The organism is Streptomyces sp. AM 2-1-1, assembly GCF_029167645.1.
Lineage (GTDB): Bacteria > Actinomycetota > Actinomycetes > Streptomycetales > Streptomycetaceae > Streptomyces.
In genome coordinates this window covers 1,832,325-1,859,128 of record NZ_CP119147.1, presented here as the reverse complement: position 1 = coordinate 1,859,128, position 26,804 = coordinate 1,832,325, and the positions used below count along the sequence as shown (strand labels likewise).

Below are 26,804 nucleotides of genomic sequence, written 5' to 3'. Positions count from 1 at the left end.
AGGCTCAGGCGATACGTTCCGGCAGGGCTGCGACGCACCGGCCCTACCCGTCGCCCGGAACCTCCGCACACCCGCTCCACCCCGCTCCACCTGCGCCGATGTGCGCGAAGGGCCCGCCGTCCACAGGACGGCGGGCCCTTCGCGTCACGTCTGCGACACTGGAAGAACCATGCCTAAGCCCGGAGAACTCACTTTCGTCACGCCCCGCGGAGCCAAGAAGCCCCCGAGGCACCTCGCCGACCTCACGCCCGCCGAGCGCAAGGAAGCGGTCGCCGCGATCGGCGAGAAGCCGTTCCGCGCGCAACAGCTCTCGCAGCACTACTTCGCGCGGTACGCGCACGACCCGGCGGAGTGGACGAACATCCCGGCCGGGTCGCGGGAGAAGCTCGCGGAGGCGATGTTCCCGGACCTGATGTCCGTGGTCCGCCACATCAGCTGTGACGACGACACCACCCGCAAGACGCTCTGGAAGCTGCACGACGGGACGCTGGTGGAGTCCGTCCTCATGCGCTACCCGGAGCGCGTGACGATGTGCATCTCCTCGCAGGCCGGTTGCGGGATGAACTGCCCGTTCTGCGCGACCGGGCAGGCCGGGCTGGACCGGAACCTCTCGACCGCCGAGATCGTGCACCAGATCGTGGACGGCATGCGGGCGCTGCGGGACGGCGAGGTGCCGGGCGGGCCCGCGCGCCTCTCCAACATCGTCTTCATGGGGATGGGGGAGCCGCTGGCCAACTACAACCGTGTCGTCGGCGCCATCCGCCGGCTGACCGACCCGGAGCCCGACGGCCTCGGGCTCTCGCAGCGGGGCATCACCGTCTCCACCGTGGGTCTGGTGCCCGCGATGCTGCGCTTCGCGGACGAGGGCTTCAAGTGCCGTCTCGCCGTCTCACTGCACGCCCCGGACGACGAGCTCCGCGACACCCTCGTCCCGGTGAACACCCGCTGGAACGTCCGCGAGGTGCTCGACGCCGCATGGGAGTACGCCGAGAAGTCCGGCCGCCGCATCTCCATCGAGTACGCCCTGATCCGAGACATCAACGACCAGGCGTGGCGGGGCGACCGGCTCGGCCGGCTCCTCAAGGGCAAGCGGGTGCACGTCAACCTGATCCCGCTCAACCCGACGCCCGGTTCCCAGTGGACGGCATCCCGTCCCGAGGACGAGAAGGCGTTCGTGGAGGCCATCGCGGCCCACGGCGTGCCGGTCACGGTGCGCGACACCCGGGGCCAGGAGATCGACGGCGCCTGCGGACAGCTCGCCGCTTCCGAGCGCTGACCCCACGTCATCGGGGTTTCCCCGGCCGGGCCGCGGCTCACGGCCTGACCGGGGAAAACCCCCGGACGGGGCCCGTGTAACCTGGCCCCGCATTCGTCAACTTCATATTCCGACAGGGGAGCGCCACAGCGCTGAGAGTGCGGCACCGGTGAAACGGATGGCCGCAGACCCTCTGAACCTCGCCCGGGTCATTCCGGGTAGGAAGTTCGGACCTTACTCAAGCTGTTGCGCCCTGCCCGCGTCCGGCCACCGCCGGTGCGGGCGGGGCCGCGTCTCTTCCTGGTCACTTCCAGGAGGAATCACATGCACACCACGACGAAGTACGCGGCGACCGCGCTCGCCGCCGCACTCGGCGTCACCGCCCTCGCCGGCTGCGGAGGCTCCGACGACGAACCGTCGGGCTCGGACGCAGCCAAGGGCTCCAAGACCGTCACCCTGGTCAGCCACGACTCCTTCGCCGCCTCGGACGACGTGCTGAAGGCGTTCACGAAGGAGACCGGCTACACGGTCAAGGTCCTCAAGAGCGGGGACGCCGGGGCGGCGCTCAACCAGGAGATCCTCACCAAGGGATCCCCGCGCGGTGACGTCTTCTTCGGTGTCGACAACACCCTGCTCTCCCGCGCCCTCGACCAGGATCTCTTCACTCCGTACGAGGCGAAGGGGCTGGGCCGGGTGGCGGCCGCCACCCGGCTCGACGACAAGCACCGGGTCACCCCGGTCGACACCGGCGACATCTGTGTCAACTACGACAAGAAGTACTTCGCCGACAAGAAGCTGGACCCGCCGCACTCCTTCGCCGACCTGCTGAAGCCGGCGTACAAGAACCTGCTGGTCACCGAGAACGCCGCGACGTCCTCGCCGGGCCTCGGCTTCCTGCTCGGCACGATCGCCGACTCCGGTGAGGACGGCTACCAGGAGTACTGGAAGAAACTGAAGGCCAACGGCGTGAAGGTCGTCGACGGCTGGGAGCAGGCCTACAACGAGGAGTTCTCGGGTTCGGCGGGCGGCAAGAAGGCGAACGCCGACCGCCCGCTCGTCGTCTCCTACGCCTCCAGCCCGCCGGTCGAGGTGTATTACGCCGACCCGCAGCCGGCCGAGGCGCCCACCGGCGTCGCGACCGCGACCTGCTTCCGCCAGATCGAGTTCGCGGGCCTGCTCGACGGGGCGAAGAACGAGGCGGGCGGCAAGGCGCTGCTGGACTTCCTCATCAGCAAGACCTTCCAGGAGGACATGCCGCTCCAGATGTTCGTCGACCCGGTCGTCGACGACGCGAAGCTGCCGGAGCTCTACACGAAGTTCGGCTCCACCGTGGAGAAGCCGTTCACCGTGGACCCGGCGAAGATCGCCGCCAACCGTGAGCAGTGGGTCCAGACGTGGTCCTCGCTCGTCGTGAAGTGATCCTGGAGTGACCGGCAAGTGACCAAGAGCGCCCGCCCCGCCGTGCTCCGCCGCACCACCCGCGGCGGGGCCCGCTCCATCGCGACGCGGCTCGGCCTGATGGCCGTGCCCGTCGCGTTCTTCGCGCTCTTCTTCGCCTACCCGGTGGCGGCCATCGTCGGCCGGGGGCTGAAGACCGAGGACGGCTGGCAGTGGGGCCGCTTCGGCGACGTCCTCGGCCGGGCCGATCTGCTGGACGTCCTCTGGTTCACCACCTGGCAGGCGGTGGCGTCCACCGCGCTGACCCTGCTGATCGCACTGCCCGGCGCCTACGTCTTCGCCCGCCTCGAGTTCCCCGGCAAGCAGGTGCTCCGCGCGATCGTCACCGTGCCGTTCGTGCTGCCGACCGTCGTCGTCGGCACGGCGTTCCTCGCCCTGCTCGGACGCGGCGGACTGCTCGACGAACTCTGGGGCGTACGGCTCGACACCACCGTCTGGGCGATCCTGCTCGCCCACGTCTTCTTCAACTACGCTGTGGTCGTCCGGACCGTCGGCGGCCTCTGGTCGCAACTCGACCCCCGCCAGGAGGAGGCCGCACGCGTGCTCGGCGCGGGGCGGTTCGCCGCCTGGCGCAAGGTGACCCTGCCCGCGCTCGCCCCCGCCGTGGGCGCCGCCGCGCTGATGGTCTTCCTCTTCACCTTCACCTCGTTCGGTGTCGTGCAGATCCTCGGCGGCCCCGCCTACTCCACGCTGGAAGTGGAGATCTACCGGCAGACCGCGCAACTCCTCGACCTGCCCACCGCCGCGGTACTGACCCTGGTCCAGTTCGCGGCCGTCGGCGCCATCCTGGCCGTGCACGCGCGTACGGTACGCCGCCGGGAGACCGCACTGCGCCTCGTCGATCCGGCCCTGACCTCCCACCGGCCGCGCGGCGCCGGCCAGTGGGCGCTCCTCGGCGGACTCCTGCTCACCGCGCTGCTGCTGATCCTGCTGCCGCTCGGGGTGCTGGTGGAGCGCTCGTTCGACCAGCCCGGCGGGCACGGGTTCGCCTACTACCGGGCCCTGGGCTCCGCCGAGGCGAGTGGCTCCACCTTCCTGGTCGCCCCGCTGGAGGCGATCGGGAACTCCCTCCAGTACGCCCTCGCCGCCACCGGCATCTCGCTCGTCGTCGGCGGCCTCGCCGCCGCCGCGCTCACCCGCCGGGCGGGCCGGCTGGTGCGGGGCTTCGACGCGCTCCTCATGCTGCCGCTCGGCGTCTCGGCGGTGACCGTCGGCTTCGGTTTCCTCATCACCCTCGACGAACCGCCGCTCGACCTGCGCACCTCGTGGATCCTGGTGCCGCTCGCGCAGGCGCTGGTGGGCGTCCCCTTCGTCGTACGGACCATGCTGCCGGTGCTGCGGGCGGTGGACGCCCGGCTGCGCGAGGCCGCGGCCGTCCTCGGCGCCTCGCCGCTACGGGCCTGGCGCGAGGTGGACCTCCCGCTGGTGCGCCGGGCGCTGCTGGTGGCCGCCGGCTTCGCCTTCGCCGTCTCGCTGGGCGAGTTCGGCGCGACCGTCTTCATCGCCCGTCCCGACCGCCCGACCCTGCCGGTCGCCGTCGCCCGCCTGCTGGGACGGTCCGGAGACCTCAACTACGGGCAGGCGATGGCGCTCAGCACCATCCTGATGCTGGTGTGCGCCGTCTCGTTGCTGCTCCTCGAACGCATCCGTACCGACCGATCCGGGGAGTTCTGACCATGCTGGAACTGGAGTCGGCCACGGTCCGTTTCGGCGGACGAGCCGTGCTGGACGCGGTGGACCTCTCGGTCGCCGACCACGAGATCGTCTGCGTCCTCGGCCCGAGCGGCAGCGGGAAGTCCACCCTGCTGCGGGTGGTGGCCGGACTCCGGCAACCGGACGACGGACGGGTGTTCCTCGACGGCGCCGACCAGGCGGGTGTCCCGGTGCACCGGCGCGGCCTCGGGCTGATGTTCCAGGACCACCAGCTCTTCCCGCACCGGGACGTGGCGGCGAACGTCGCCTTCGGGCTGCGGATGCGCGGGATGGACCGCACCGCCCGGCGGGAGAGGGTCGCCGAACTCCTCGATCTGGTCGGCCTCTCCGGCGCGGGGCCCCGGGCGATCGCCGGACTCTCCGGCGGTGAGCAGCAGCGGGTGGCGCTGGCCCGCGCCCTCGCGCCCAGCCCGAGGCTGCTGATGCTGGACGAACCCCTCGGCCAGCTCGACCGAGGCCTGCGCGAGCGCCTCGTCGTCGAGCTCCGCTCGCTCTTCACGGAGCTGGGCACGACGGTGCTCGCCGTCACCCACGACCAGGGTGAGGCCTTCGCCCTCGCGGACCGGGTCGTCGTGATGCGGGACGGCCGGATCGCCCAGGCGGGCACGCCGCTGGAGGTCTGGCAGCACCCGGCCTCCGCCTTCGTCGCCCGCTTCCTCGGCTTCGACAACGTCGTCGGGGCGACGGTCACCGGCACGTCCGCCCGGACCCCGTGGGGCGAGGTGCCCGTACCGGAGGGATCGCCGCAGGGCCGCTGCGACCTGCTGGTACGCCCCGCGGGCGTGCGCATCGGAGCCGCCGGTGACGGCCTCGGGTGCACGGCGGGAGCGCGGACGTTCCGGGGTGACCGGGTCGCCGTACGGCTCACCCCCGAGCACGGCCCGGTCGTGGAGGCGGAATGCGCGCTCGCCGACACCCCGGCCGAGGGTGCGCACGTGGGAGTCACCTTCGACGCTGCGGGAACCGTGGTCCTGGCGGCCGTCCCGGAGGCCTGAACGGCTGAGCCGGCAGCCCCAAGCGTCTGACCCCGGCATATCCGTACGCCTGTACGAGGTCGGCGGACCGACGGCTTCGCTCCGCCGTACCCGGAACACGTTCCCCGCGTCCTCGGGATGGGGGGACCCGGTGTCCGGCGCGAGGACCTCTCCGCGCACCTGCCGGGTGACGGTGACCCCGAGGCCCCCGTCCCTGACGCATGTCGAGAAGGCCGGCGCGACGACCCGTCATCGGCGCCCCGGCGCGGGGTCCGGCGGTGGCGGGACCCCGGCACCGTCAGCCGGAGAGGGGCAACGCCGCCAGTTGGGCGAGCACCCAGGTCAGCGGGGCGAACATCAGCAGCAGCGACGCCGCGCGCAGCGCGGTCGCGGACCGCAGGACGGAGGCGTGGGCACCCATGCGGCGCAGCGCCTCCGCGGTCCGTACCCGGTCCTGCTTCGCCTCGATCGCCGAGGTCAGCAGCGACGCCGTCGTGCAGCCGAGGACGAGGACGGCTCCCAGTGCGGTGAGCGGGCCGTACGGGCGCGTCCCCTCCTCGTACAGGGCGGTTGCCGCGATGGCGCCCGACACCACGGCGCAGACGATGCCGAGCGGCCGGCCGATGCGGCGGGACTCGTCCATCAGGACCCGTCCGGCCAGCAGTCGTGCGGCCCCCGGTCGCGCCGACTGGAGCAGCCGGCCGCAGAGGTGGGTGAGGCCGGGGCCGGCCATCGCCAGGCCGATCGCGGTGAGCACCCAGCCGGCCAGCACCCCGGCCGGGGTGGAGTCGAGCCGGCCGGGCAGCGGGAAGGGGCTGCCGCCCGAGCCCCGGCTCGCGTACGCCTCGACCGCCAGCCCGGCGGCGGCGAGCGCCACACCCCAGGGCAGTCCCGAGGGTGCGGGAACGGGGGAGAGGGGGGCCTCGGCCGGGAGCGGCTCCTCGGGGGCGGGTACCTCGGGGCGCGACCGCAGTGCCAGCGCGCTCGCCACGGACGCCGTCACGGGAACGAGCGCGAGCAGGGTGAGCGCGGCGGGGAGCGGCAGCGGGGTGCCGGCGCCCAGGAAGGCCGCCGCTCCACCGTCGAAGGGAAGTCCCCTCAGATCGCCGCGCAGATGCAGGAAGAAGAGCAGGGCGACCATCGAGCCGAGGGTGGTGGCCACGGCCGTGGAGACCGCGGCGAGGACCGACAGCCGGACCGGCCCGAGGCCGACGGCGGACAGCCCGGCGCGCGGCCGGGTGCTCGGATCCGTCCGGGCCACCGCGACGGCGAACTGCACGGTGGCCGCCAGCGGCACGAGACACCACAGCAGCCGCAGTACGGAGCCCGTGGCCTGGGCCGGGTTCCCCGCGGCGTGACCGAGCGTGCTGAGCAGGAGGAAGCCCACCCCGGCGGAGGCGCAGGAGACCAGCAGGCGCCTGGCGAGGACGAGGGGGTGGGAGCCGCGGGCTAGACGGAGAGCGAGCACGCCGAGCGGCCTTCCGTATCGGCTGCGGCGGGAAGAGTGAGGGTGGCGACGCGGCGGCCGTCCAGCATCGGGACCGTACGGTCGGCGAGGGCGGCGACCTCCACGTCGTGGGTGGCCAGCACCACCGTGATGGCGTGCGAGCGGGCCGCCGCCGTGAGCGTGCGCAGCAGGTGGGCGCGGTCGGCCCCGTGCAGGGCCGCGGTCGGTTCGTCGGCGAAGATCACGGACGGGGCGGCGGTGAGGGCGCGCGCCACGGAGACCCGCTGGCGTTGCACCTGGAGCAGTGTGTGCGGCCGCTTCTTGGCGAGCTGTCCGATGTCCATGCGCTCCAGCCACTCCATGGCGGCCTTCTTCGCGGCGCGGTGGGAGATGCCGCGCAGCAGCAGGGGCAGCGCCGCGTTCTCCCAGGCGTTGAGTTCGGGAACGAGCTGCGGATCGGAGGCGATCCAGCCGAACCGGTCGCGGCGCAGCTGTTCGCGCAGGCGCGGGCCCATGGTGTGGACGGGCACACTGTTGAACCACACCTCTCCCTGCTGCGGCACCAGTCGGCCGGAGAGGCAGTGCAGCAGGGTGGACTTGCCGCTGCCGCGCGGCCCGGTCACGGCGAGGATCTCGCCGTCGCGGACGCCGAGCGAGACACCGCTGAGGCCCGGCGATCCGTTGTGGGAGTGGTGCAGGGAGCGCGCCCAGATCACATCGTTGTCCGGCGGGGCCACCATGACGTACACCTCGGTTCAGGTCAGTTTCCCGTTCCCTCGTACGGGGGAACGAAGACGCGGCCGATCGGTCACTGGGCACGGTAAGGAGTGGGACCGGGGAGTGCGTACCGCACGCGGCCCGGACGAGTCCGTTCCCACTCGAACGGGTGGATCCGGGGCAACGCCGTCGCGGCGGACCGGCTGCGGTGAGAAGGGGCGCGGTGGGCCCTTGGGCCGCCGTGCGGACTCTCCGCTTCAGCTTCGGCTGGGGCCTCGGCATCGGCATCCGGTGGACGAGCCTCGTGGGAAGCGCGCGCACGGAGGGGTCCGGACCCGAGGGCCGATCGGCTCAGGGCCATTCGTGGTCGCGCAGCCGATCTCCGCCGGGCGGAAACGACGAAATTCGTCGCGGAAGGGAGGCCGGGCCACACGATTCGCAGTCTTCGCGGCTTCGGCAAGCAGAAAGTGTCGGCGTGTCGGTGGGCGCGCCGTAGGCTGGCCGGGAGACACGGGCCGACGCAAGAGACCGACGACTAGGAGGGGTGGCTGTGACCACCGAGGTGCGCCGACTGCGCAACTACATCGACGGAGAGTTCCGGGACGCCGTGGACGGGAGGACCCTCGACGTGGTCAACCCGGCCACCGAGGAGGTCTACGCGACGTCGCCGCTCTCCGGCCCCGCCGACGTGGACGCCGCCATGGCGGCCGCCGCCGCGGCGTTCCCCGCATGGCGCGACACCACCCCCGCCGAGCGGCAGAAGGCCCTGCTCAAGATCGCCGACGCGTTCGAGGAGCACGCGGAGGAGTTGATCGCGGCGGAGTCCGAGAACACCGGCAAGCCGCTGGGTCTCACCCGCACCGAAGAGATTCCCCCGATGGTGGATCAGATCCGTTTCTTCGCGGGCGCGGCCCGGATGCTGGAGGGCCGCTCGGCCGGGGAGTACATGGAGGGCCTCACCTCGATCGTCCGGCGCGAGCCGGTCGGTGTCTGCGCCCAGGTGGCGCCGTGGAACTACCCGATGATGATGGCGGTCTGGAAGTTCGCTCCGGCGCTCGCCGCCGGGAACACCGTCGTCCTCAAGCCGTCCGACACCACCCCGGCCTCGACCGTTCTGATCGCCGGGCTCATCGGCGAGATCCTCCCCGCCGGGGTCTTCAACGTCGTGTGCGGCGACCGCGAGACCGGGCGGGCGATGGTGGAGCACCCGACCCCGGCGATGGCGTCCATCACCGGTTCCGTGCGCGCCGGCATGGAGGTCGCCGCCTCGGCGGCGAAGGACGTCAAGCGTGTCCACCTGGAGCTCGGCGGCAAGGCGCCCGTCGTGGTCTTCGAGGACGTGGACATGGAGAAGGCCGTGGCCGGCATCTGCGAGGCGGGCTTCTTCAACGCCGGCCAGGACTGTACGGCCGCGACCCGGGTGCTGGTGCACGCGTCGGTGCACGACGCCTTCGTGACGGCGCTGGCGGCGGCCGCGAAGGGTACGAAGACGGGCCTGCCCGACGACGAGGACGTGCTGTACGGCCCGCTCAACAACGCCCAGCAGCTCGCCCAGGTCAGCGGGTTCATCGACCGCCTCCCCGCCCACGCCGTCGTCGAGGCCGGGGGGCACCGGGTCGGCGAGAAGGGCTACTTCTGGGCGCCGACCGTCGTCTCCGGGCTGCGTCAGGACGACGAGATCGTCCAGAACGAGGTCTTCGGCCCGGTCATCACCGTGCAGTCGTTCACCGACGAGGCCGAGGCCCTGGAGTTCGCCAACGGCGTGGAGTACGCCCTGGCGTCCTCGGTGTGGACCAAGGACCACGCCCGCGCCATGCGGATGTCGAAGAACCTCGACTTCGGCTGCGTCTGGATCAACACCCACATCCCGCTGGTCGCCGAGATGCCGCACGGCGGGTTCAAGAAGTCCGGCTACGGCAAGGACCTCTCGGCGTACGGCTTCGAGGACTACACCCGCGTCAAGCACGTCATGACCTCCCTCGACGGCTGACCGGTCCTTCGACGGCGGCCGACCGCGTCCCGTGCCGGCCGCCTCGTCGCGCTGGGCCTCTTTCGCGTCGTACGAGTGGCGGCGGCCGACGGCTCGTCCGCGTCGCAGGACTCCACGAACGGCCCCCGGCTCTCCGGGGGCCGTTCGCCGTCCCGGGGAGCTCTCGGCCGTCCCGGGAGAATGCGGCGCCCGAGAGTTTTGAACACGTTCATAAAGGCGTAGAGTGCGGGCCATGAACGAGCAGGCCGCCCTGGTGCGGCGCATACGCGTGTGGCTGGTCGTCTTCATCGTCTGCCTGGTGCTGAGCGGGCTCACCGCTTTCCCGCTCGTCCATGAACTCCGCTGGGCCGATCAGCTGTTGGCCTCCTCGGCGTCACCGGTCCCCGAGCGCGCGCCCGCCCTGATGGAGTGGATCACCCGGGTGCGCACCGGCCTCGACGAGGCCGACGCGCGTCATCCCTTCCTGCTGTACGGAACCGACTGGCTGGCCTTCGCCCATCTCGTCATCGCGGTGGCGTTCTACGGTCCCTACCGCGATCCGGTCCGCAACATCTGGGTCGTGGAGTTCGGCATGATCGCCTGCGCCGGCATCCTGCCGCTCGCCCTGGTCTGCGGGCCGCTGCGGGGCATTCCGTTCTGGTGGACGGTGATCGACATGTCGTTCGGCGTCTTCGGGGTGATTCCGCTGCTGGTGGTGTGGCGGATGATCAAACGGCTGGAGGACGACCGGGCGGCGGGGTGGCGCGCGGCCGAACCGTCCCCCTCGGAGCGTCCGCGTCCGCGCGCTAACGACTCGGCGGTCGCAGGCGGGAGGGCGCCGTGACGCCGACCGCGGTCCGCCGAACCCCGCCTTTCGGTCCGGCCGCGGCATCCGCCGGCCACCGTCGTTCAGGGCGCGCTCGGGGCGCCGTACGCCGCCACGACGATGCTCAGCGCCGTGGAGTTCGCCGCCTCGCCCTTGGCGTCCGTGGAGTTGACGCTGTAGACGAGGGTCCTGGACAGATCGCGGGTCGCCGCTATCGCGCTGTTGTAGCCGTAGCGGCCGCCCGTCTTCCCCCAGACCTGCCGCCCACCCAGCGTCATCACCGAGAGGCCCGCGCTGAACCGGGCGGGGTCGCCGGAGCCGTACATGCGCACCGAGGCGTCCGGCAGGGTGAACATCTCCTCCAGCAGCGGACCCCGCACCACGTCGCCCTGGAACAGCGCGCGGGTGAAGCGCTCCAGGTCGGCGGCGGTCGACACGAGATCGCCCGCCGCCCACGCGTCCGCGGTGCCCCAGACGGAGACGTCCCTGAGCTCCGTCGTGCCGTCGGCCGCCGGGAAGATCTGGTAGCCGTGGTTGTACGGGCCCCGGATGCGGGCCTCGCCCTCCGGGAGGTACGTGGCGTCGAGGCCGAGCGGGCGCAGGACACGCGCCGAGACCTGGTGGGCGTAGCTGTCACCGGTGACCTTCTCCATGAGCAGGCCGAGCAGGGTGTAGTTGATGTTGAGGTAGTGCTGACTGCGGCCCGGCGCGAACTCCGGCTCCTTCGCGGTCGCGGAGGCGAGCATCTCCTGCGGGGTGTGCGGGTCGAAGCGGTGGGCGTACCACTCCTCCACCGTCTCTCCCGGCATGTCGGCCGCCGGTATGCCGCTCGTGTGGTTGAGCAGTTGGCCGACGGTCACCCGCGCGTACGCGGCCGGGACGAGGGCGGGGAGGTAGGAGCGGGCCGTGCGGTCCAGCGACAGCTTCCGCTCACCGACGAGTTGGAGGGCCGTTGCGGCGGTGAAGACCTTGGTCACGGAGCCCACCCGGAAGCGGGCGCCCGGGTCGGCGGGGCGGCCGGAGGCGAGGTCGTGCACGCCCGCGCTGCCCCGCCAGGTGCCGTCGGTGCCCGAGACCCGGACGAGTGCGGCGGTGGCGTCGGCCCGGGGGAGCCCCGCGAGCGCCTCGGACAGGGCGGCGGTGTCCACGGCGCCGGTGCCGCCGCGGGCGGCGCCGACCACGGCCGGGCCGGTCGCGGCGTGACCCGGTACGGCGGCCGGTCCGGCCAGCACTCCGAGGATCAGGGACGAGGCGAGCAGGGCGCGGGTGCGGTTCTTCATCGGAGCCTCCGTGACGGATGGGGTAACGCTTCGGTGGTTCCATCCTGTTGATCCCGGGGGCCCGGCGGATCACCCGAGCGGGGGTTTGTCCGGGGGAGCTTCCCTCACCCGCACGGGGGAGACGCGGTATCTTCCTCCCCCGCTCGGGGGAGGAAGATCACCGAGGTGTCACCAACCCCGTTTCGTACGCGCAGATGACCGCCTGCACGCGGTCGCGCAGCCCGAGCTTGGACAGCACGTTCCCCACGTGCGTCTTCACCGTGTGGTCGCTGACGACGAGCGCCTCGGCGATCTCCGCGTTGGAGAGCCCGCGGGCGAGGTGGAGCAGGGTCTCCCGTTCGCGGCCGGTCAGCCGCGCCAGCCGGGCCTCGGCGGTGGGCGTGGCGCTCGGCGCCGGCCGGGCCGTGTACGCGGCGATCAGCCGACGTGCGACGGAGGGCGCCAGCAGGGAGTCCCCGGCCACCGCCACCCGTACCGCGTGCACCAGGTCGTCCCGGCGGACGTCCTTCAGGAGGAAGCCGCTCGCCCCCGCGTGCAGCGCTTCGTACACGTACGCGTCCGAGTCGAAGGTGGTGAGCATGACGGAGCGGCAGTCGCTCTCGGCACTGATCGTCCGGCACGCCTCGATGCCGTCCATGACCGGCATCCGCACGTCCAGCAGGACCACGTCCGGCCCGAGCGCGCGCACCGCCGCCACGGCCGCCGCCCCGTCGCCCACCTCGGCGACCACCTCGATGTCCGGCTGCGCGCCGAGAATCATCGAGAAGCCGCTGCGTACCAGCTCCTGGTCGTCGGCCACCACCACGCGGATCGTCAACTGCCGTCCTCCTGAACGGGAAGGGTGAGCGGGATCGTGGCCGCGACCTGGAACCCGCGGCCCGTCGGAGCGGGGCCCACTCGGGCCGTACCTCCGTGCGCCGCCGCCCGCTCGCGGATCCCCACCAGGCCGAAGCCCCCGGACGGGACCGCGGAGGGCGACGGGTACGGTCGCGGCGGGGCGGGAGCCGGGGCGGAGCCGAGGCCGGCGCCACCTCCGTCGTCGGTCACCGAGATCCGCAACGCGTCGTCCAAATAGTCGAGTCCGACGGTGACGCGGGAAGCCGGTGCGTGCTTCACCACGTTGGTCAGGGCCTCCTGGGCGATGCGGTGCACGGCTGCCCCCACATCCGCCGGGACCGGCACGGGGGAGCCCGTCACCACGTGGACGACCTCCGAACCGCCGGCCCGCACCCGTTCCAGCAGGGCGGGTAACTCGCCCACCCCGGGCTGGGGTTCCAGGAGGACGCGTCCGTCCACCCCGTCCTCCCGCAGCACGCCCAGCATGCGGCGCAGCTGCGTCATCGCGTCCCGGCCCGCCTCCGAGATCGCCTCGAAGGCCGCCTCCGCGCGCTCCGGCGCCGTACGCACCGCCACCGGACCGGCCTCCGCCTGCACCACCATCAGGCTCACCGCGTGCGCCAGGACATCGTGCATCTCCCGGGCGATCCGGGCCCGTTCGCGGGCGGCGGCGCGCTCGGCCTCGACGCGTCGGGTCAGCTCCGACTGCTCGGCCCTCTCCTCCACGGCCCTGGTGTACTCCTGGCGGACGCGGGCGAGGCGGCCGAAGCCGTAGGCGCCGGTCAGGACCATGAGGGAGAAAACGAGTTCCCGGATCTCGCCCGTGTTCCACGCGCTGGCGGGGAAGACCGTCGCCAGCGAGAGGGCCAGCAGGAGCTGGCGACGCGGGGAGGGGCACGCGGCGCCCACCGTGTAGAGGGCGACCAGCGCCGTGTACGGCAGGGTCTGCCCCGGCCCGTCCACCGCACCCGTGTAGAGCCCCAGGGTCGCCATGCAGGCCAGCAGCACCGTGGCCGGGGCCCGGCGGCGCCACACCAGCGGCAGCACCGTCAGCGTCGTCAGGAGGTAGGCGGTGAGATCCGCCGGATCCTGACCCGGGTCGCGGGGGAGGAGCCAGGGCACGCTCACCGCCGCCTGCACCAGCAGCGCCACCCCGGTGTCCGTCGCCCAGGGGCGACCGGGCCACCCCGTGCGGGCCCGCGCCCACCTTCTCGTTACGTCCACCGCGCCCCCGGTCGCCGGTCCGCGCCGCGGCGGAACCACCCGGCGGTCATCTTGCCGGACGAGGGCGCGGGACGGGCACTCCCCGCCCCGCGCGATGCGTTCCGGGAGGGCTCAACCGGGCTTCGTCGGAGGGGAGCCGGCGAGAAGCCGGCTCAGCACGTCGACCCGGTTGGTGGTGATGGAGTCCACTCCCCGGTCGATCAGCCGCCGCATGGTGCGCCCGGTGTCGGCGGTCCATGCCGAGACGAGCAGCCCGTCCCGGTGCACGCGGTCCGCCACCTCCCGCGTCACCAGCCCGAACCGGTAGTTCAGCCAGCGCGGACCGATCGCCGCGAGGAGTTCGGGACGCGGCGGGGCAAGGGTCGTCCAGGTCAGGGCGATCTCCGCCGAGGGGTCGGCCGTACGCACCCGGAGCATCGCCTCGGGTCCGGCGCAGTAGTAGGCGCGGTCCGCCGCGCCGCACTCGCGCACCGTGCCCACGATCGTCCGCACCGAGGCGTCGGTGGATCCGGGCAGGTCCACCATCACCCGGTGCGGTCCCGCGGCCGCCAGCGCTTCGCGCAGGGTCGGCACCCCGCCGCCGGTGAGTTCCGTCAACTCGGCGTGGCCGAGGGTGGCGAGTGCGCGGTCGTGGCCCCAGAGCCGTTGCAGCGAGGCATCGTGGAGCAGTACCGGAACCCCGTCCCGGGTCACCCGGACGTCGATCTCGACCGCGTCCGCCCCCCGTTCGAGGGCGGACCGGATCGAGGACAGGGTGTTCTCACGGACGCGGTAGGGATCTCCGCGATGCCCCACGGCGGTGACGGTGTGTGCCATGGGGCCATTGTCGCGGCCGGGTCAGTGTCCGGGGGCCGCCAGCCACCGGGCCGTGTACGTGTCGATCTCGGTCGCCAGCTTCCGCTTTCCGGCCGGGTCCAGGAAGGACGCCTCGACGGCGTTCTTCGCCAGCTCGGCGATGCCGCGTTCGTCCAGCTCCAGCAGCCGGGCCGCCACCGCGTACTCGTTGTTCAGGTCGGTGCCGAACATCGGCGGATCGTCGCTGTTGACGGTGACCAGCACCCCGGCCGCCACCATCTCCTTGATCGGGTGGGCGTCGAGGTCCGCGACGGCTCGGGTCGCGATGTTGGACGTCGGGCAGACCTCCAGTGCGATGCGGTGCTCCGCGAGGTGTGCCAGCAGCGCGGGATCCTGCACGGAACTCGTCCCGTGCCCGATGCGCTCCGCGCGCAGCGCCGTGAGCGCGTCCCACACCGTCCCCGGGCCCGTCGTCTCGCCGGCGTGCGGCACCGAGTGGAGCCCGGCGGCGATGGCGCGGTCGAAGTAGGGCTTGAACTGCGGGCGCCCGACGCCCACCTCCGGGCCGCCGAGCCCGAACGAGACCAGGCCCTCGGGCCTCAGGTCCAGCGCGAGACGGGTGGTCTCCTCGGCCGCTTCGAGCCCCGCCTCGCCGGGGATGTCGAAGCACCAGCGCAGTACGGTCCCCCACTCCGCCTCGGCCGCCTTGCGCGCATCCTCGATGGCCTCCATGAATCCCTGCGCGGGGATGCCGCGCCGGGTGGAGCTGTACGGCGTCAACGTCAGCTCGGCGTACCGGATGTTCTGCCGTGCCATGTCGCGCGCGATCTCGTAGGTGAGGAGCCGGACGTCCTCGGGTGTACGGATCAGGTCCACCACCGAGAGGTAGACGTCGATGAAGTGTCCGAAGTCCGTGAAGGTGAAGTAGTCGGCCAGCGCCTCCGGGTCGGTCGGCACCTTGGAGTCCGGGTGGTGGGCGGCGAGTTCGGCGACGATGCGCGGGGAGGCCGACCCCACGTGGTGCACGTGGAGTTCGGCCTTGGGCAGTCCCGCGACGAAGGGGTGCGGATCGTTCATGAGAAGCCTCCGGGAGTCTCGGTACGCCGGCACCGACCGCCCAGGGCACCCGGTTCTCCGGCACGGACCGCCGGTGGCACCGATCATCGTAGGCGCCGCCGGAGGCGCTCCGCCCGGGCCGTAGCATGACGGGACCACGAGGGGGGAGTCACATGTCAGAGAACACCGAGCTGCCCGGGGGCGGGCAGGAGCCCCGCGATCCCTGGGCGGCGCCGGACGGCCGGGTCGAGCTGGGCAAGCAGGGCGGTGAGGTCCGTCCGCCGGCGGTGCACGACCAGCCGACCGTCACCTCCATGCCGGGGTTCGAGGGCCCGCAGCAGGGTCCCGGGCCGTTCGCCGGAGGCTACGGCCCGCCGCCCGCACAGGGCGGCTTCGGACCCGGGCCCGCCGAGATGCCCCCTCCGCCGTACTCCCCGAACGGCCCGGGGCAGCAGCCGGTGGGCCAGTACGGTTACCCGGCCGTCCCGCCGCAGCAGCAGTACCCCGGTTACACCGGCTACGACGCCTACGGCGGTCAGGGGCTCTGGGCGCCCGTACCCGCGAACGGCATGGGCATCACGGCCATGGTGCTGGGCATCCTGTCGATCTGCCTGTTCTGCATGTACGGGGTCGCGAGCATCATCCTGGGCGTGCTGGCCCTGATCTTCGGGATCCTCGGCCGCAAGCGCGCCCAGCGTGGCGAGGCCACCAACGGGGGTCAGGCGCTCGCCGGCATCATCACCGGGTCCGTGGGCATCCTGATCGGCGCGGTGATTATCGGATTCCTCATCTGGGCCTTCGCCGTCCACGCGGACGACTTCGAGGACGACGACTCGTACTACGACGACCCGTTCGCCACGTCGCTGGTGATCGACCGGAGCTGACCCTCCGGAGCCCCGGCCGGCCCCGGCGCAGCGTTCCGGAGCCGCTCCCGCGCCTCCATCAGCGCGAAACCCAGCAGGTTCAGGCCGCGCCAGCGCCGGGGATCCGCGGCCCGCTCGTCGTCCTTCGCCAGCCCGATCCCCCAGATCCGGTCCAGGGGGCTCGCCTCCACCAGGACGCGGGTCCCCGTGGCGAGCAGATAGGCGCGCAACCGCGGGTCCTGGCCGAACTTGTGGACACTGCCCGCCACCACCAGACCGAAGCGCTCGCGCACCCACACGGTCTCGTCGAAGTCCCGGACCAGCCGCCCCGCCTTCTTCGCGGCGGCCGGACTGCCCGCGCCCAGCGCGGCCCGCTCCGCCTCGGCGTCGCCGAAGAGCCGTGCCTTGCCTGCCATCATCCAGTGCTCGGCCGAGGGGTACGTCACCCCGTCCACGGTGAACGGCGACGGCCACCACTGGCTCAGACAGGAAGCGCCGACGCTGCCGTCCGGGAGGGGCCGATGACCCCAGAAGTGGAGGTACTTGACCCGTTCACCGCGGTCGGTCCTGGCGACGAGCTCGTCCATCTGTTCCATGACACGACAGTCTGTCAGCCCTCACCGACACCGGCCCGGGCCCCGGCCCCCACGTCCGCGGGAGCGCGGCCCGGCGCACCGCCCGCGCCGTCACGGGGTGTCGCTGCGGCACCCCGCCCGCGACCGCGGCGGGGCCGGTCGCCCACCCTGTGGCGCACGTCACAGGAAGTCGGTGGCTCCACCCGCGTCATGTTCCCGGCCCACCACCCTCTCACCGTGTGGAACGCGTCGTCCGCGTTTCTCCGCACACGGAAGGGAGCCCCTGCGTGACTGGCACGAGGGTGGGAGCGGCGGTCGCATGGCTGGCATCGGTGGCACCCGATCCGGAGGGGTGCCGGCGGGCCTGGGAGCGCGATCCGCGGGGGATCGCGCTCCTTCCCGCCGGCAGGCGCTGGGACGTGCTGGTCCTGTCGTCGAGGCTGGGGTACCCGACGCTCGACGTGCTCACCCGTCTGATCGACCGGCCCGGCCCCGTCCTGGCCGACTCCGGCGAGGCCCGGACGGGTTTCCTCGTGCCACCCGGCACCGCCTCGCGCTGGATCGGCACGGGGGTGCGGGGCCTGGGGGCCGGGACCTGGATCGTGGTCCCGTACCCGGGTCGGGCGGCCGGGGGAGTGCGCTGGCTGGTGCCGCCCGACGGGTCGGGCACGCTCACCGACCCCGTTCTGCTCGAACTCGCCCTGCACGAGGCGGCCGCCGTCCTGGCGACCCGCGAGCGCTACCCGGACGGCGGTGACCTGGGCTGACGCGTCGGTGCGGGGCCCCGGGAGGAGCGGCGCCGCCCGGGTTCGATCCGGAGCGCGGCTGCCAGTGGTCTTGACAACTCGATTGGTCTGGACCATGTTGTGCGCGCCGCCCCATTCCCCCCTTGCTCGGAGGCAGTTGTGGAACGCACGCGATGGCCCGCCCGCTTCACCAGACTTCTCGCCGCCCTCACCGGGGCCGTACTGGCGGGCGGCATGCTTGCCGCCACTGCCCCCACCGCCCTCGCCGCCGACACCGATCTGGCGCGCAACGGCGGCTTCGAGTCGGGACTGACCGGCTGGACCTGCTCGGCCGGGAGCGGAGTGACCGTCAGCACGCCCGTGCACGCCGGCACCTCGGCGCTGAAGGCGACCCCGGCCGGCAGCGACTACGCCAACTGCTCCCAGACCGTCACGGTGAAGCCGGCCTCCACGTACACCCTGAGCGCCTGGGTGCGCGGGGACTACGTCTACCTCGGCGCGACCGGCACCGGCACCACCGACGTCTCCACCTGGACGCAGTCCTCCGGCGCCTACAAGCAGCTCTCCACCACCTTCACCACCGGCTCCGCCACCACGTCCGTCACGGTCTGGACCCACGGCTGGTACGGCACCTCCGCCTACTACGCGGACGACCTCAGCCTGATCGGCCCCGGCGGCGCCCCCGCCACCGTGCCGGCCGCTCCCACCGGGCTGAAGGCCGGCACCCCCACGGCCACCTCCGTACCGCTCTCCTGGACGGCCGCATCCGGCGCGACCGGTTACACGGTCTACCGCGACGGTGCGAAGGCCGCGTCGGTCACCGGCACCTCCACCACCGTGAGCGGCCTCACCGCCTCCACGGCGTACAGCTTCCAGGTCGCCGCCACCAACGCCGCCGGCGAGTCCGCGAAGTCCGCCGCCGTCGGCGCGACGACCGCGGCCGGCGGTTCCACCGGCGGCGGGGGCGACGCGGGGCTGCCCGCCCACGCGCTCGTCGGCTACCTCCACTCCAGCTTCGCCAACGGCTCCGGCTACACCCGGATGGCCGACGTGCCCGCCTCCTGGGACGTCATCAACCTCGCGTTCGGCGAGCCGACCTCCGTCACCTCGGGCGACATCCGCTTCTCGCTCTGCCCGGTGACCGAGTGCCCGAACGTCGAGACCCAGGCAGAGTTCAAGGCGGCCATCGCCGCCAAGCAGGCAGCGGGCAAGAAGGTGCTGATCTCGATCGGCGGCCAGAACGGGCAGGTCCAGCTCGCCACCACCGCCGCCCGGGACGCCTTCGTCACCTCGGTGTCCAAGATCATCGACACCTATGGCCTGGACGGTCTGGACATCGACTTCGAGGGGCACTCCCTCTCGCTGAACACCGGTGACACCGACTTCCGCTCGCCCACCACGCCCGTCGTCGTCAACCTGATCTCGGCGGTGAAGTCGCTCAAGGCGAAGTACGGCTCCGACTTCGTGCTCACCATGGCGCCCGAGACCTTCTTCGTCCAACTCGGCTACCAGTACTACGGGTCGGGCCCCTGGGGCGGGCAGGACCCCCGTGCCGGTGCCTATCTGCCGGTGATCCACGCCCTGCGCGACGACCTGACCCTGCTGCACGTCCAGGACTACAACTCGGGCTCCATCATAGGGCTGGACAACCAGTACCACTCGATGGGCGGCGCCGACTTCCACATCGCCATGACCGACATGATGCTCACCGGCTTCCCGGTGGCCGGCGACCAGACGAAGATCTTCCCGGGGCTGCGGCCCGACCAGATCGCCATCGGTCTCCCCGCATCCACCCAGGCCGGCAACGGCTACACCACCCCGGCCGAGGTCACCAAGACGCTCAACTGCCTCACGAAGAAGACCGACTGCGGGAGCTACCAGACCCACGGCACCTGGCCGGGGCTGCGCGGTCTGATGACCTGGTCGATCAACTGGGACCGTTACAACAACGGGGAGTTCGCCCGGAACTTCGACGCCTACTTCGGCTGATCCGGACCCCCGGCCGCGGGCCCGTCCCCGGCCGGGACCCCACCGGCGCCGGCGGCCCGCCCGGGTCCCTCCCCGGGCGTCGCGTCGCCGGCCGTCGCGTCGCCGGCCGGGGCGGAGCCGGCCGGGACGGAACCGGTGGCGGTCCGCCCGGGCCGGTGCCGGACACACCACAGCGGGACGAGGAGCAGACCGCTCAGCCACAGGCTGCCGAGCACGTCGAGCGGCCAGTGGTATCCCCGCAGCATCAGACCGGCGCCCGTCGCCGCCGTCAGCAGGGCGGCGGCGACGGGCGCCATCCAGCGCCGTGGCGTGTACGCCATGAGGAGCAGGGCCGAGGCCCCGTACGCCACCGCCGCAGTCGCCGTGTGGCCGGACGGGTAGTAGCCGGTGTAGGGGACCAGCGGACCCCGGCGGTCGACCCAGACCTTGAGCGGCACGACCAGGAGCGGTACCGCCACCATGGTCAGCGCCGCCACCAGCACGGTGGAGCGGGCGCCGCGCCACAGCGCGAACAGCAGCGCGCAGGCGAGGACCGGCAGCGCGACCGGCATCCCTCCGAGGTCCGAGAAGACCTGGGCGACCCCTCGGGGCCCGTGGCCGATGAGTCCCTCGCCGACGCGTTCGTCCAGCCGCAGCAACGGGCCGGCGGCCACCACCTGCCAGGTGGTCAGGGCGAAGAGGGCCGCCATCAGGCCGGCCCAGGAGAGAAGGAGGGCCGGCCGCCCGGGAACAGGGGGGGTTGTTCCGGGACGGCCGGCGGGATCGGTCCGCCGCGCGCCCCGGGGGGTGTGGGGCGGGCGGCCGTCCGATCGGTGAGGAGTTCCGGAGCCGGAGGCTCCAGGGGTGCGCGCGAGGGCGCCACCGGGCAGGTGCGGGGGAAGCCCCGGCCCGATGCTGTCCGCGGTGTCCCGCGCACGGGGTGTTTCTCTCATCTGCGGAAACCGTACGACAGCCGGTGGCCGGGGGACAGGCACCACGCGGTCCCGCCATCGCCCTCGCACACCTTCTTCACAGGCCCTCAACCGCCTGCCGCGAATCCCCTGGGAAACGGCTCGTCGCGGCGGACGTGCGTTCGCACAGGTCAGAGGGTGGCGAAGGCATGTTCGAGGATGTCGAGACCCTCGTTCAGCAGGTCCTCGCCGATGACCAGCGGGGGCAGGAAGCGCAGCACGTTGCCGTAGGTGCCGCAGGTGAGCACCAGGACGCCCTCGGCGTGGCAGGCCCTGGCCAGCTCGCCCGCGGCCGCCGCGTCCGGCTCCTTGGAACCGGACTTCACCAGTTCGATCGCGATCATGGCGCCGCGGCCCCGGATGTCACCGATGATGTCGCCGTTGGGCAGCTTGTCCCGCATCGCGGAGAGCCGGTCCTTCATGACCGCCTCGATGCGCTTGGCCCTGCCGTTCAGGTCCAGCTCGCGCATCGTCTCGATGGCGCCCAGCGCACCGGCGCAGGCGACCGGGTTGCCGCCGTAGGTGCCGCCGAGACCGCCGGAGTGCGCGGCGTCCATGATCTCGGCGCGGCCCGTGACGGCGGAGAGCGGCAGCCCGCCCGCGATGCCCTTGGCGGTGGTGATCAGGTCCGGCACGATGCCCTCGTCCTCGCAGGCGAACCACTGGCCGGTGCGGCAGAAGCCGGACTGGATCTCGTCGGCGACGAAGACGATCCCGTTCTCCCGGGCGAACCGCGCGATGGCCGGCAGGAAGCCCTTGGCCGGCTCGATGAAGCCGCCCTCGCCGAGCACCGGCTCGATGATGATCGCGGCGACGTTCTCCGCGCCGATCTGCTTGGTGATCTCGTCGATGGCCTGCGCGGACGCTTCGGCGCCGGCGTTCTCGGCACCCGTCGGCCAGCGGTAGCCGTACGCGACCGGAACGCGGTAGACCTCGGGGGCGAACGGACCGAAGCCCTGCTTGTACGGCATGTTCTTCGCCGTCAGCGCCATCGTGAGGTTGGTCCGGCCGTGGTAGCCGTGGTCGAAGACCACGACCGCGGTGCGCTTGGTCCAGGCGCGGGCGATCTTCACCGCGTTCTCGACGGCCTCGGCGCCCGAGTTGAAGAGCGCGGACTTCTTGGCGTGGTCGCCCGGGGTGAGCTCGGCGAGCTGCTCGCAGACCTCCACGTACCCCTCGTACGGCGTCACCATGAAGCAGGTGTGGGTGAAGTCGGCGAGCTGCGCGGAGGCACGGCGCACCACGGCCTCGGCGGAGGCGCCCACCGACGTCACGGCGATGCCGGAGCCGAGGTCGATCAGACGGTTCCCGTCCACGTCCTCGATGATCCCGCCCCCGGCGCGCGCGGTGAAGACGGGCAGCGTGGAGCCCACGCCCGCGGCGACCGCCGCGACACGGCGGGCCTGCAGCTCCACCGACTTCGGGCCGGGGATCGCGGTGACGACGCGGCGCTCCTGCGGGACAGCGGACATGCGGGGCTCCTGGGGGTGGGGCGGTGCGGGTGGACCGGGGTGGTGCGGCGGGCGGCGCGGACGTGGTGGTGCGAGCGCCTCTCCTGCTTGCAGGCTAGGGGTGCGGCGGGGAACCGGTCATGCTCCGATCGGGAGTGGTGGGCGCGTGTCCTTGTCCGCCGCGGACAGAACGGGCCGGACGTGGCGCCCGGCCCGCCCCGGCGGCGTGCCGGGCCGCCGGGCGCGGCGGCGAGGCCGACCGGTGTTCACCATCCGGGCGCCTTTGCTGAACTCCCTGCCGCGGCCCACTAGATTGGCCGGGGCAGCGGACGGACCCGGCTGGTCAGGGGGCAACGGTTCATGGAGAAAGACGGCGCGCACGGTGCGTGGGACACGCGGTCGGGGCGGGTGCCGCACCCCGTGGGACCTCCGCCCTCCACCCCACCCCCCGGGGTCCCGCCCCGCCCCCGCGCCGCGCCCCTGGCGGGGCCCCCGGTCGACGTCTGGCTGAGCACCCCGCGCCCCGCCGAGGAACCGGGCGTCTGGCGCTACGGCCACCGGCCGCCGCCGCCCGAGAAGTCCGAGGAGGCGGAGGGCCGCCAGCTGCTGACCGGCGCTCTGATCTCCGTACTCGCCGGCATCCTGATCTGGTCGCTCTGGCGCAACGGCTACCTCCCCTACCGCCTGCTGCCCCTGCGGGCGTTCACCCCCGGTGACTGGTGGTACGCGGGCACCAACAGCCCGGCCACCGTCGAGGGCCGGGACGCGATCAGCGTCTACGAGGGGATCCTCTTCGGCCTCCTCCTCTACGGCTGCGGCCGGCTGGGCAACTGGTCCGAGGTCTTCCGCAGGTACGTCGCCGAGCGCGGGCAGCCGTTCCGGGCGGTGACCGCGCTGGGGCTGGCCGCCTTCGCGCAGCTCCTGGTGTGGAAGGAGGCGATCCCGGTGGCGGACCCCGTGTTCGCCCTCGTGGTGTCCGTCGCGGGCGGGCAGTTCCTCCAGAGCCAGGCCGCCTCGAACTGGATCTACGCGGCGATCACCCTCGCGGTGCTCGCGCCGTTCGCCGTCCTCGGCGGGTGGCGGACCCTGCTGCCCGGAGGACGGCGGACCGGACCCGCCGCGGCGGCCCCCGGACCCGGCCCCGGGGAGGGTGAGCCCTCCCCGGCCGACTGGCCCGAACTCCGCGCGGACGGCCAGACGGAGGCCGCCGAGACCCTCACGGCGGAGGTCCGGGCCGGCCGGATGAACGACGTGGACTGCGCCCGGCTCCGGCACGCCTGGACCACGGCCCGGCAACGGCCCGACACGGCCGCCCGGTTCACCCCTACCGTGCTGCGCCGGGGCGGGGCCGCCTTCCTGCACCCCTCCGGCCACCGCGACCTGCCGGTGCGCACCGCCCCGCACGACCTGCTCACCGGGCAGGTCCGCATCGGCCGCTGCTCCGACGACCCGCACAACCCCTACGCCCGGCGCGGCTCCGGCGTCGCCCTGGAACCCGCCCTGCTCGGCACATCCCTGCTTGCGGTCGGACCGCCGGGAAGCGGCAAGTCGGCCCGGCTGGTGCGCCCGGCCGTCGAGTGCCTCGCCCTGCAGGCGCTCGCCGGACGGGCCGCCGTCCTCGCGGTGGGAGGGGCCGGCGCCGACCTCGGGCCGGACGACCTCTACGACGTCGTCGTGGCGATCGGCCGCCCCGGCGCCGCCCACGGCCTCGACCTGTACGGCGGCACCACCGACCCCGACGAGGCGGCGGCGGTCCTCGCCGAAGGGCTCGTCGGAGACGTGGAGACGGTCGACGTACGCCGTGCCGTCACCGTCCTCGCCCAGCTGCTCGGCCCGTACCGCGCCGTGCACGGGTTTTTCCCGTCCGTACCGGAGCTGAGGGAGCTCCTCGACGGCCATCCGGACGCGCTCGCCGCGCTGCGGGCGGCCGCGGAGGCCGGCGGCCACCACGCGATGCTCCGGGAGCTGGACGCCCGCGCCCGGCAGTCGGGCGGACCCGGCGACGCCGGACCGGTCCTGGCCGACCGGCTCGCCCTGCTCGACCGGCCCGCGCTCACCGCGTCCTTCGCCACCGGCCCCGACACCGCCCCCTTCTCCCTGCGGTCGATGGAGCAGCTGCCGCTGCGGGTCCGGATCGACCTGCCGGAGCGCGCGCACGCCGAGGCGTCGAGGCTCCTCGCCCGGCTGGTGCTCGCCCAGTTCACCGCCGTCGCCTCCGCCCGCCCGGACCGCTCCCTCTTCCTCGGGCTGGTGCTGGACGACGCCACGCGGGCCGTCACCGACGAGACGGTGCGCGGCATCCGCCGGCTCCGCTCCGTCAACGCGGGCGTGCTGCTCACCCTGCGGACCGTCGACGACGTCCCCGAACGGCTGCACACCGCCCTGCTCGGCGCGGTCGGCTGCGGGGTCGCCTTCGCCGGGGTGACCACCTGGGACGGCAAGCGCTTCTCGGAGGCGTGGGGCAAGGAGTGGATGGAGACCCGGGAGGTCGCCCAGCACGCCGTCTTCGCCGACCAGAGCGTCACCCGGGCGCTGCACGCGCTGCGCAAGCTGGTGACCGGGAAGGCGGTGACCCGCGACGCGGTGACCGTGCGCCGGGTCGAGCGGGAGCGCTGGTCGGCTTCCGAACTGGCGTACGCCGTCCCGGCCGGCCATGCGGTGCTCTCCCTGACCAACGTCGCGGGCGAGCACACCCCGCCCCTCCTGGTGGAGCTGGGCGGCTGAGCCGGGGAGCGGAGAGCGGGGGATCGTCCGGCCGGGCGACGAGGTGATTGTGCCGCCCTGGCACAATCGGAGGTGGCCGTTCGTACAGGACGGCGCAGTACGACGCCGGCCGTCCCGAGCCGGTCGCGACGGCCCGACCCCCGCCCGGCCCGACCCCCACTCGATCCCGAGGGTTCCGTTCCATGCCCCCCACGCTCGCCTCCCTCGTCCAGCACACGGCCCTCAAACTCCGCGTCCGCGCCGCGGCGGACCGCCTCGACACCCCGGTGCGCTGGGCCCACGCCAGCGAACTCGCCGACCCCGTCCCGTACATGGAGGGCGGTGAACTGCTGCTGGTGACCGCCGCCAACCTCGACGCCGAGAACCCGGAGGAGATGCGCCGCTACGTGCGGCGGCTGTCCGCGGCCGGCGTCGCCGGGCTCGGCTTCGCCGTCGGCGTGGTGCACGAGTCGGTCCCCCCGGCCCTGGTGGACGCCGCCGAGGAGGCGGGGATGCCGCTCCTGGAAGTGCCCCGGCCGACCCCGTTCCTCGCCATCAGCAAGGCGGTCTCCGCCGCCATCGCGGCCGACCAGTACCGCGCGGTCACCGCCGGGTTCGAGGCCCAGCGGGAACTGACCCGGGCCGCGCTCACCGCCGACGGCCCCGCCCCGCTCCTCTCCCGCCTGGCCGCCCACGTCGACGGCTGGGCCGCCCTGTACGACACGTCCGGCGCGCTCGTCGCCGCGGCGCCGGAGTGGGCCGCCCGCCGGGCCGCCCGGCTCACCCCGGACGTGACCCGGCTGCGCGAGCGGCCCGCCCCGTCGAGCGCCGTCGTGGGCTCCGCCGAGGACCGGGTCGAACTCCAGACGCTCGGCACCGGCCGCCGGGCCCGGGGCGTCCTCGCCGTCGGTACCGGCGCGGCCCCGGGCACCGCCGAGCGGTACGCGGTCAACTCGGCCGTCGCCCTGCTCACCCTGACCACCGCCCGCTCGCGCGCCCTGTACGGCGCCGAGCAGCGCCTGGGCGCGGCGGTGCTGCGAATGCTGCTCTCCGGCGAGCCCGACCACGCGCGGGCGGTCGCCGGCGACCTATGGGGCGGCCTCCTGGACGCCCCGTTCCGGCTGCTCATCGCGGAGCCGGCACTCCCCGCGGGCGCGCCCGTCCCGACCGGTGACGCCGGTGCGTCCGTCGCGGAGGCCCTCGCCGAGGCACTCGACGCGGCGGCCGCCCGGACCGGGGAACCGCTGCTGGCGGTCCCCGACGGCGAACGGCTCGTGGTGCTGGCCGTGGACGGGGGCGAGGCGGTCGGCGCGTGCGCCGCGTACGCGGAAGCGCTGGACGCCCGCCCGGCGCGCGACCAGGGCGCGGAGGGGGCGCACATCGTGGTGGGGCTCTCCGCTCCCGCCGGCCCCATAGCGGTCTCCGCCGCGTACAAACAGGCCGAACAGGCGCTCTCGATCGCCCGCCGCCGGGGCAGGACCCTCGTGGAGCACGAGGAACTGGCCGCCGGGTCGATGCTGCCGCTCCTCGCGGACGACGCGGTACGCGCCTTCGCGGACGGGATGCTGCGCCCCCTGTACGAGCACGACGCCAAGGGCCGCGGCGACCTGGTGGCGTCGCTCCGCGCCTGGCTCTCCCGGCACGGCCAGTGGGACGCCGCCGCCGCCGACCTCGGCGTGCACCGGCACACCCTTCGGTACCGGATGCGGCGGGTGGAGGAGATCCTGGGACGCTCGCTCGACGACCCGGACGCCCGGATGGAACTCTGGCTCGCCCTGAAGGCGACGGCCTCCCCGGCGGCGGAGGGCTGAGCGGGGCGGGCTGCCGTCCCCTCCTCGCCTCTTCGACAATTCGGCGCCCCGCCACCGCCACCTGCTCCACCGCGGACAAACCGCACAGGCCCGGGTGCGCCCTACGGTGGGCGGGCGACACCCGCGACGGCGAGCAGCCGCCCCCGCGCGCGATCACCGCACGCC

General features: G+C 73.3%; 21 protein-coding genes and 1 riboswitch. Of the genes, 11 read left to right on the top strand and 10 right to left on the bottom strand.

The annotated features are described in order from the left end of the window. The first annotated feature begins 169 nt into the window (after nucleotides 1-169). The 4 genes from rlmN to PZB77_RS07715 all read left to right on the top strand — a co-directional run bounded on the left by rlmN (nucleotide 170) and on the right by PZB77_RS07715 (nucleotide 5,421). Nucleotides 170-1,276 carry a 23S rRNA (adenine(2503)-C(2))-methyltransferase RlmN gene (gene rlmN, locus PZB77_RS07730; RefSeq protein ID WP_275491831.1) on the top strand — a complete coding sequence of 369 codons (1,107 nt, stop codon included), beginning with the start codon at nucleotides 170-172 and terminating at the stop codon, nucleotides 1,274-1,276. A 104-nt stretch (nucleotides 1,277-1,380) separates the two neighbouring features. Then, nucleotides 1,381-1,498: riboswitch (TPP riboswitch) on the top strand. Nucleotides 1,499-1,579: 81 nt separating this feature from the next. Next, nucleotides 1,580-2,674 carry a thiamine ABC transporter substrate-binding protein gene (locus tag PZB77_RS07725; RefSeq protein ID WP_275491830.1) on the top strand — a complete coding sequence of 365 codons (1,095 nt, stop codon included), beginning with the start codon at nucleotides 1,580-1,582 and terminating at the stop codon, nucleotides 2,672-2,674. Between the two features lie 99 nt (nucleotides 2,675-2,773). Then, entirely contained in the window at nucleotides 2,774-4,387 is a 1,614-nt protein-coding gene (locus PZB77_RS07720; protein ID WP_275495953.1) for an iron ABC transporter permease, read from the top strand. A 2-nt stretch (nucleotides 4,388-4,389) separates the two neighbouring features. Beyond that, on the top strand, nucleotides 4,390-5,421 hold the full coding sequence (locus tag PZB77_RS07715) for an ABC transporter ATP-binding protein (protein ID WP_275491829.1): 1,032 nt from the start codon (nucleotides 4,390-4,392) through the stop codon (nucleotides 5,419-5,421). Between the two features lie 277 nt (nucleotides 5,422-5,698). On the opposite strand, the gene PZB77_RS07710 is transcribed toward PZB77_RS07715, so the two are convergent. Next, nucleotides 5,699-6,868 carry a hypothetical protein gene (locus PZB77_RS07710; RefSeq protein ID WP_275491828.1) on the bottom strand — a complete coding sequence of 390 codons (1,170 nt, stop codon included), beginning with the start codon at nucleotides 6,866-6,868 and terminating at the stop codon, nucleotides 5,699-5,701. Continuing rightward, the gene (locus tag PZB77_RS07705) at nucleotides 6,850-7,587 is read right to left on the bottom strand and encodes an ATP-binding cassette domain-containing protein (RefSeq protein WP_275491827.1); all 738 of its coding nucleotides are present in this window, start codon (nucleotides 7,585-7,587) and stop codon (nucleotides 6,850-6,852) included. The genes PZB77_RS07710 and PZB77_RS07705 overlap by 19 nt, the downstream gene beginning before the upstream one ends. 527 nt (nucleotides 7,588-8,114) lie before the next feature. Here PZB77_RS07705 and PZB77_RS07700 point away from each other — a divergent pair. Together PZB77_RS07700 and PZB77_RS07695 are read left to right on the top strand one after the other, a co-directional pair. Next, nucleotides 8,115-9,554 (top strand): gamma-aminobutyraldehyde dehydrogenase, encoded by a 1,440-nt coding sequence (locus PZB77_RS07700; protein WP_275495952.1) that lies wholly within the window; start codon nucleotides 8,115-8,117, stop codon nucleotides 9,552-9,554. A 232-nt stretch (nucleotides 9,555-9,786) separates the two neighbouring features. Then, the gene (locus tag PZB77_RS07695) at nucleotides 9,787-10,377 is read left to right on the top strand and encodes a hypothetical protein (RefSeq protein ID WP_275491826.1); all 591 of its coding nucleotides are present in this window, start codon (nucleotides 9,787-9,789) and stop codon (nucleotides 10,375-10,377) included. A gap of 65 nt (nucleotides 10,378-10,442) precedes the next feature. Here the strand turns inward: PZB77_RS07695 and PZB77_RS07690 are convergent, their stop codons facing one another. The 5 genes from PZB77_RS07690 to PZB77_RS07670 all read right to left on the bottom strand — a co-directional run bounded on the left by PZB77_RS07690 (nucleotide 10,443) and on the right by PZB77_RS07670 (nucleotide 15,572). Next, nucleotides 10,443-11,639 carry a serine hydrolase domain-containing protein gene (locus PZB77_RS07690; RefSeq protein ID WP_275491825.1) on the bottom strand — a complete coding sequence of 399 codons (1,197 nt, stop codon included), beginning with the start codon at nucleotides 11,637-11,639 and terminating at the stop codon, nucleotides 10,443-10,445. A gap of 157 nt (nucleotides 11,640-11,796) precedes the next feature. Beyond that, a complete protein-coding gene (locus PZB77_RS07685) occupies nucleotides 11,797-12,456 on the bottom strand; it encodes a response regulator transcription factor (RefSeq protein ID WP_275491824.1) in 660 nt (219 codons plus the stop codon). Then, entirely contained in the window at nucleotides 12,453-13,628 is a 1,176-nt protein-coding gene (locus PZB77_RS07680) for a histidine kinase (protein WP_275491823.1), read from the bottom strand. The genes PZB77_RS07685 and PZB77_RS07680 overlap by 4 nt, the downstream gene beginning before the upstream one ends. Before the next feature lie 183 nt (nucleotides 13,629-13,811). Further along, nucleotides 13,812-14,516 carry a glycerophosphodiester phosphodiesterase gene (locus tag PZB77_RS07675; RefSeq protein ID WP_275491822.1) on the bottom strand — a complete coding sequence of 235 codons (705 nt, stop codon included), beginning with the start codon at nucleotides 14,514-14,516 and terminating at the stop codon, nucleotides 13,812-13,814. Nucleotides 14,517-14,537: 21 nt separating this feature from the next. Further along, nucleotides 14,538-15,572 carry an adenosine deaminase gene (locus PZB77_RS07670; RefSeq protein ID WP_275491821.1) on the bottom strand — a complete coding sequence of 345 codons (1,035 nt, stop codon included), beginning with the start codon at nucleotides 15,570-15,572 and terminating at the stop codon, nucleotides 14,538-14,540. 152 nt (nucleotides 15,573-15,724) lie between these two features. Between PZB77_RS07670 and PZB77_RS07665 the strand changes: the two genes are divergently transcribed. After that, complete coding sequence (locus PZB77_RS07665; protein WP_275491820.1) at nucleotides 15,725-16,435, top strand: DUF4190 domain-containing protein; 711 nt, start codon at nucleotides 15,725-15,727, stop codon at nucleotides 16,433-16,435. Here the strand turns inward: PZB77_RS07665 and PZB77_RS07660 are convergent. Continuing rightward, entirely contained in the window at nucleotides 16,390-17,010 is a 621-nt protein-coding gene (locus PZB77_RS07660) for an NADAR family protein (protein WP_275491819.1), read from the bottom strand. The two genes, PZB77_RS07665 and PZB77_RS07660, sit on opposite strands and share 46 nt — an antisense overlap. Before the next feature lie 266 nt (nucleotides 17,011-17,276). Here PZB77_RS07660 and PZB77_RS07655 point away from each other — a divergent pair, with 266 nt between their 5' ends. Both PZB77_RS07655 and PZB77_RS07650 read left to right on the top strand, forming a co-directional pair. Beyond that, nucleotides 17,277-17,756 (top strand): hypothetical protein, encoded by a 480-nt coding sequence (locus PZB77_RS07655; protein ID WP_275491818.1) that lies wholly within the window; start codon nucleotides 17,277-17,279, stop codon nucleotides 17,754-17,756. A gap of 138 nt (nucleotides 17,757-17,894) precedes the next feature. Beyond that, complete coding sequence (locus tag PZB77_RS07650) at nucleotides 17,895-19,724, top strand: glycoside hydrolase family 18 protein (protein WP_275491817.1); 1,830 nt, start codon at nucleotides 17,895-17,897, stop codon at nucleotides 19,722-19,724. On the opposite strand, the gene PZB77_RS07645 is transcribed toward PZB77_RS07650, so the two are convergent. Together PZB77_RS07645 and gabT are read right to left on the bottom strand one after the other, a co-directional pair. Next, the gene (locus PZB77_RS07645; protein WP_343299852.1) at nucleotides 19,712-20,413 is read right to left on the bottom strand and encodes a phosphatase PAP2 family protein; all 702 of its coding nucleotides are present in this window, start codon (nucleotides 20,411-20,413) and stop codon (nucleotides 19,712-19,714) included. The genes PZB77_RS07650 and PZB77_RS07645 overlap by 13 nt on opposite strands. Before the next feature lie 392 nt (nucleotides 20,414-20,805). Then, the gene (gene gabT / locus PZB77_RS07640) at nucleotides 20,806-22,146 is read right to left on the bottom strand and encodes a 4-aminobutyrate--2-oxoglutarate transaminase (protein ID WP_275491816.1); all 1,341 of its coding nucleotides are present in this window, start codon (nucleotides 22,144-22,146) and stop codon (nucleotides 20,806-20,808) included. Between the two features lie 339 nt (nucleotides 22,147-22,485). Between gabT and PZB77_RS07635 the strand changes: the two genes are divergently transcribed. Then, nucleotides 22,486-24,849, top strand: coding sequence for an ATP/GTP-binding protein (locus PZB77_RS07635; protein ID WP_275491815.1), 2,364 nt, complete (start codon nucleotides 22,486-22,488; stop codon nucleotides 24,847-24,849). Between the two features lie 182 nt (nucleotides 24,850-25,031). Continuing rightward, nucleotides 25,032-26,639: a PucR family transcriptional regulator gene (locus PZB77_RS07630; RefSeq protein ID WP_275491814.1), complete on the top strand. Its 1,608-nt coding sequence runs from the start codon at nucleotides 25,032-25,034 to the stop codon at nucleotides 26,637-26,639. The last annotated feature ends 165 nt before the right edge of the window (nucleotides 26,640-26,804 follow it).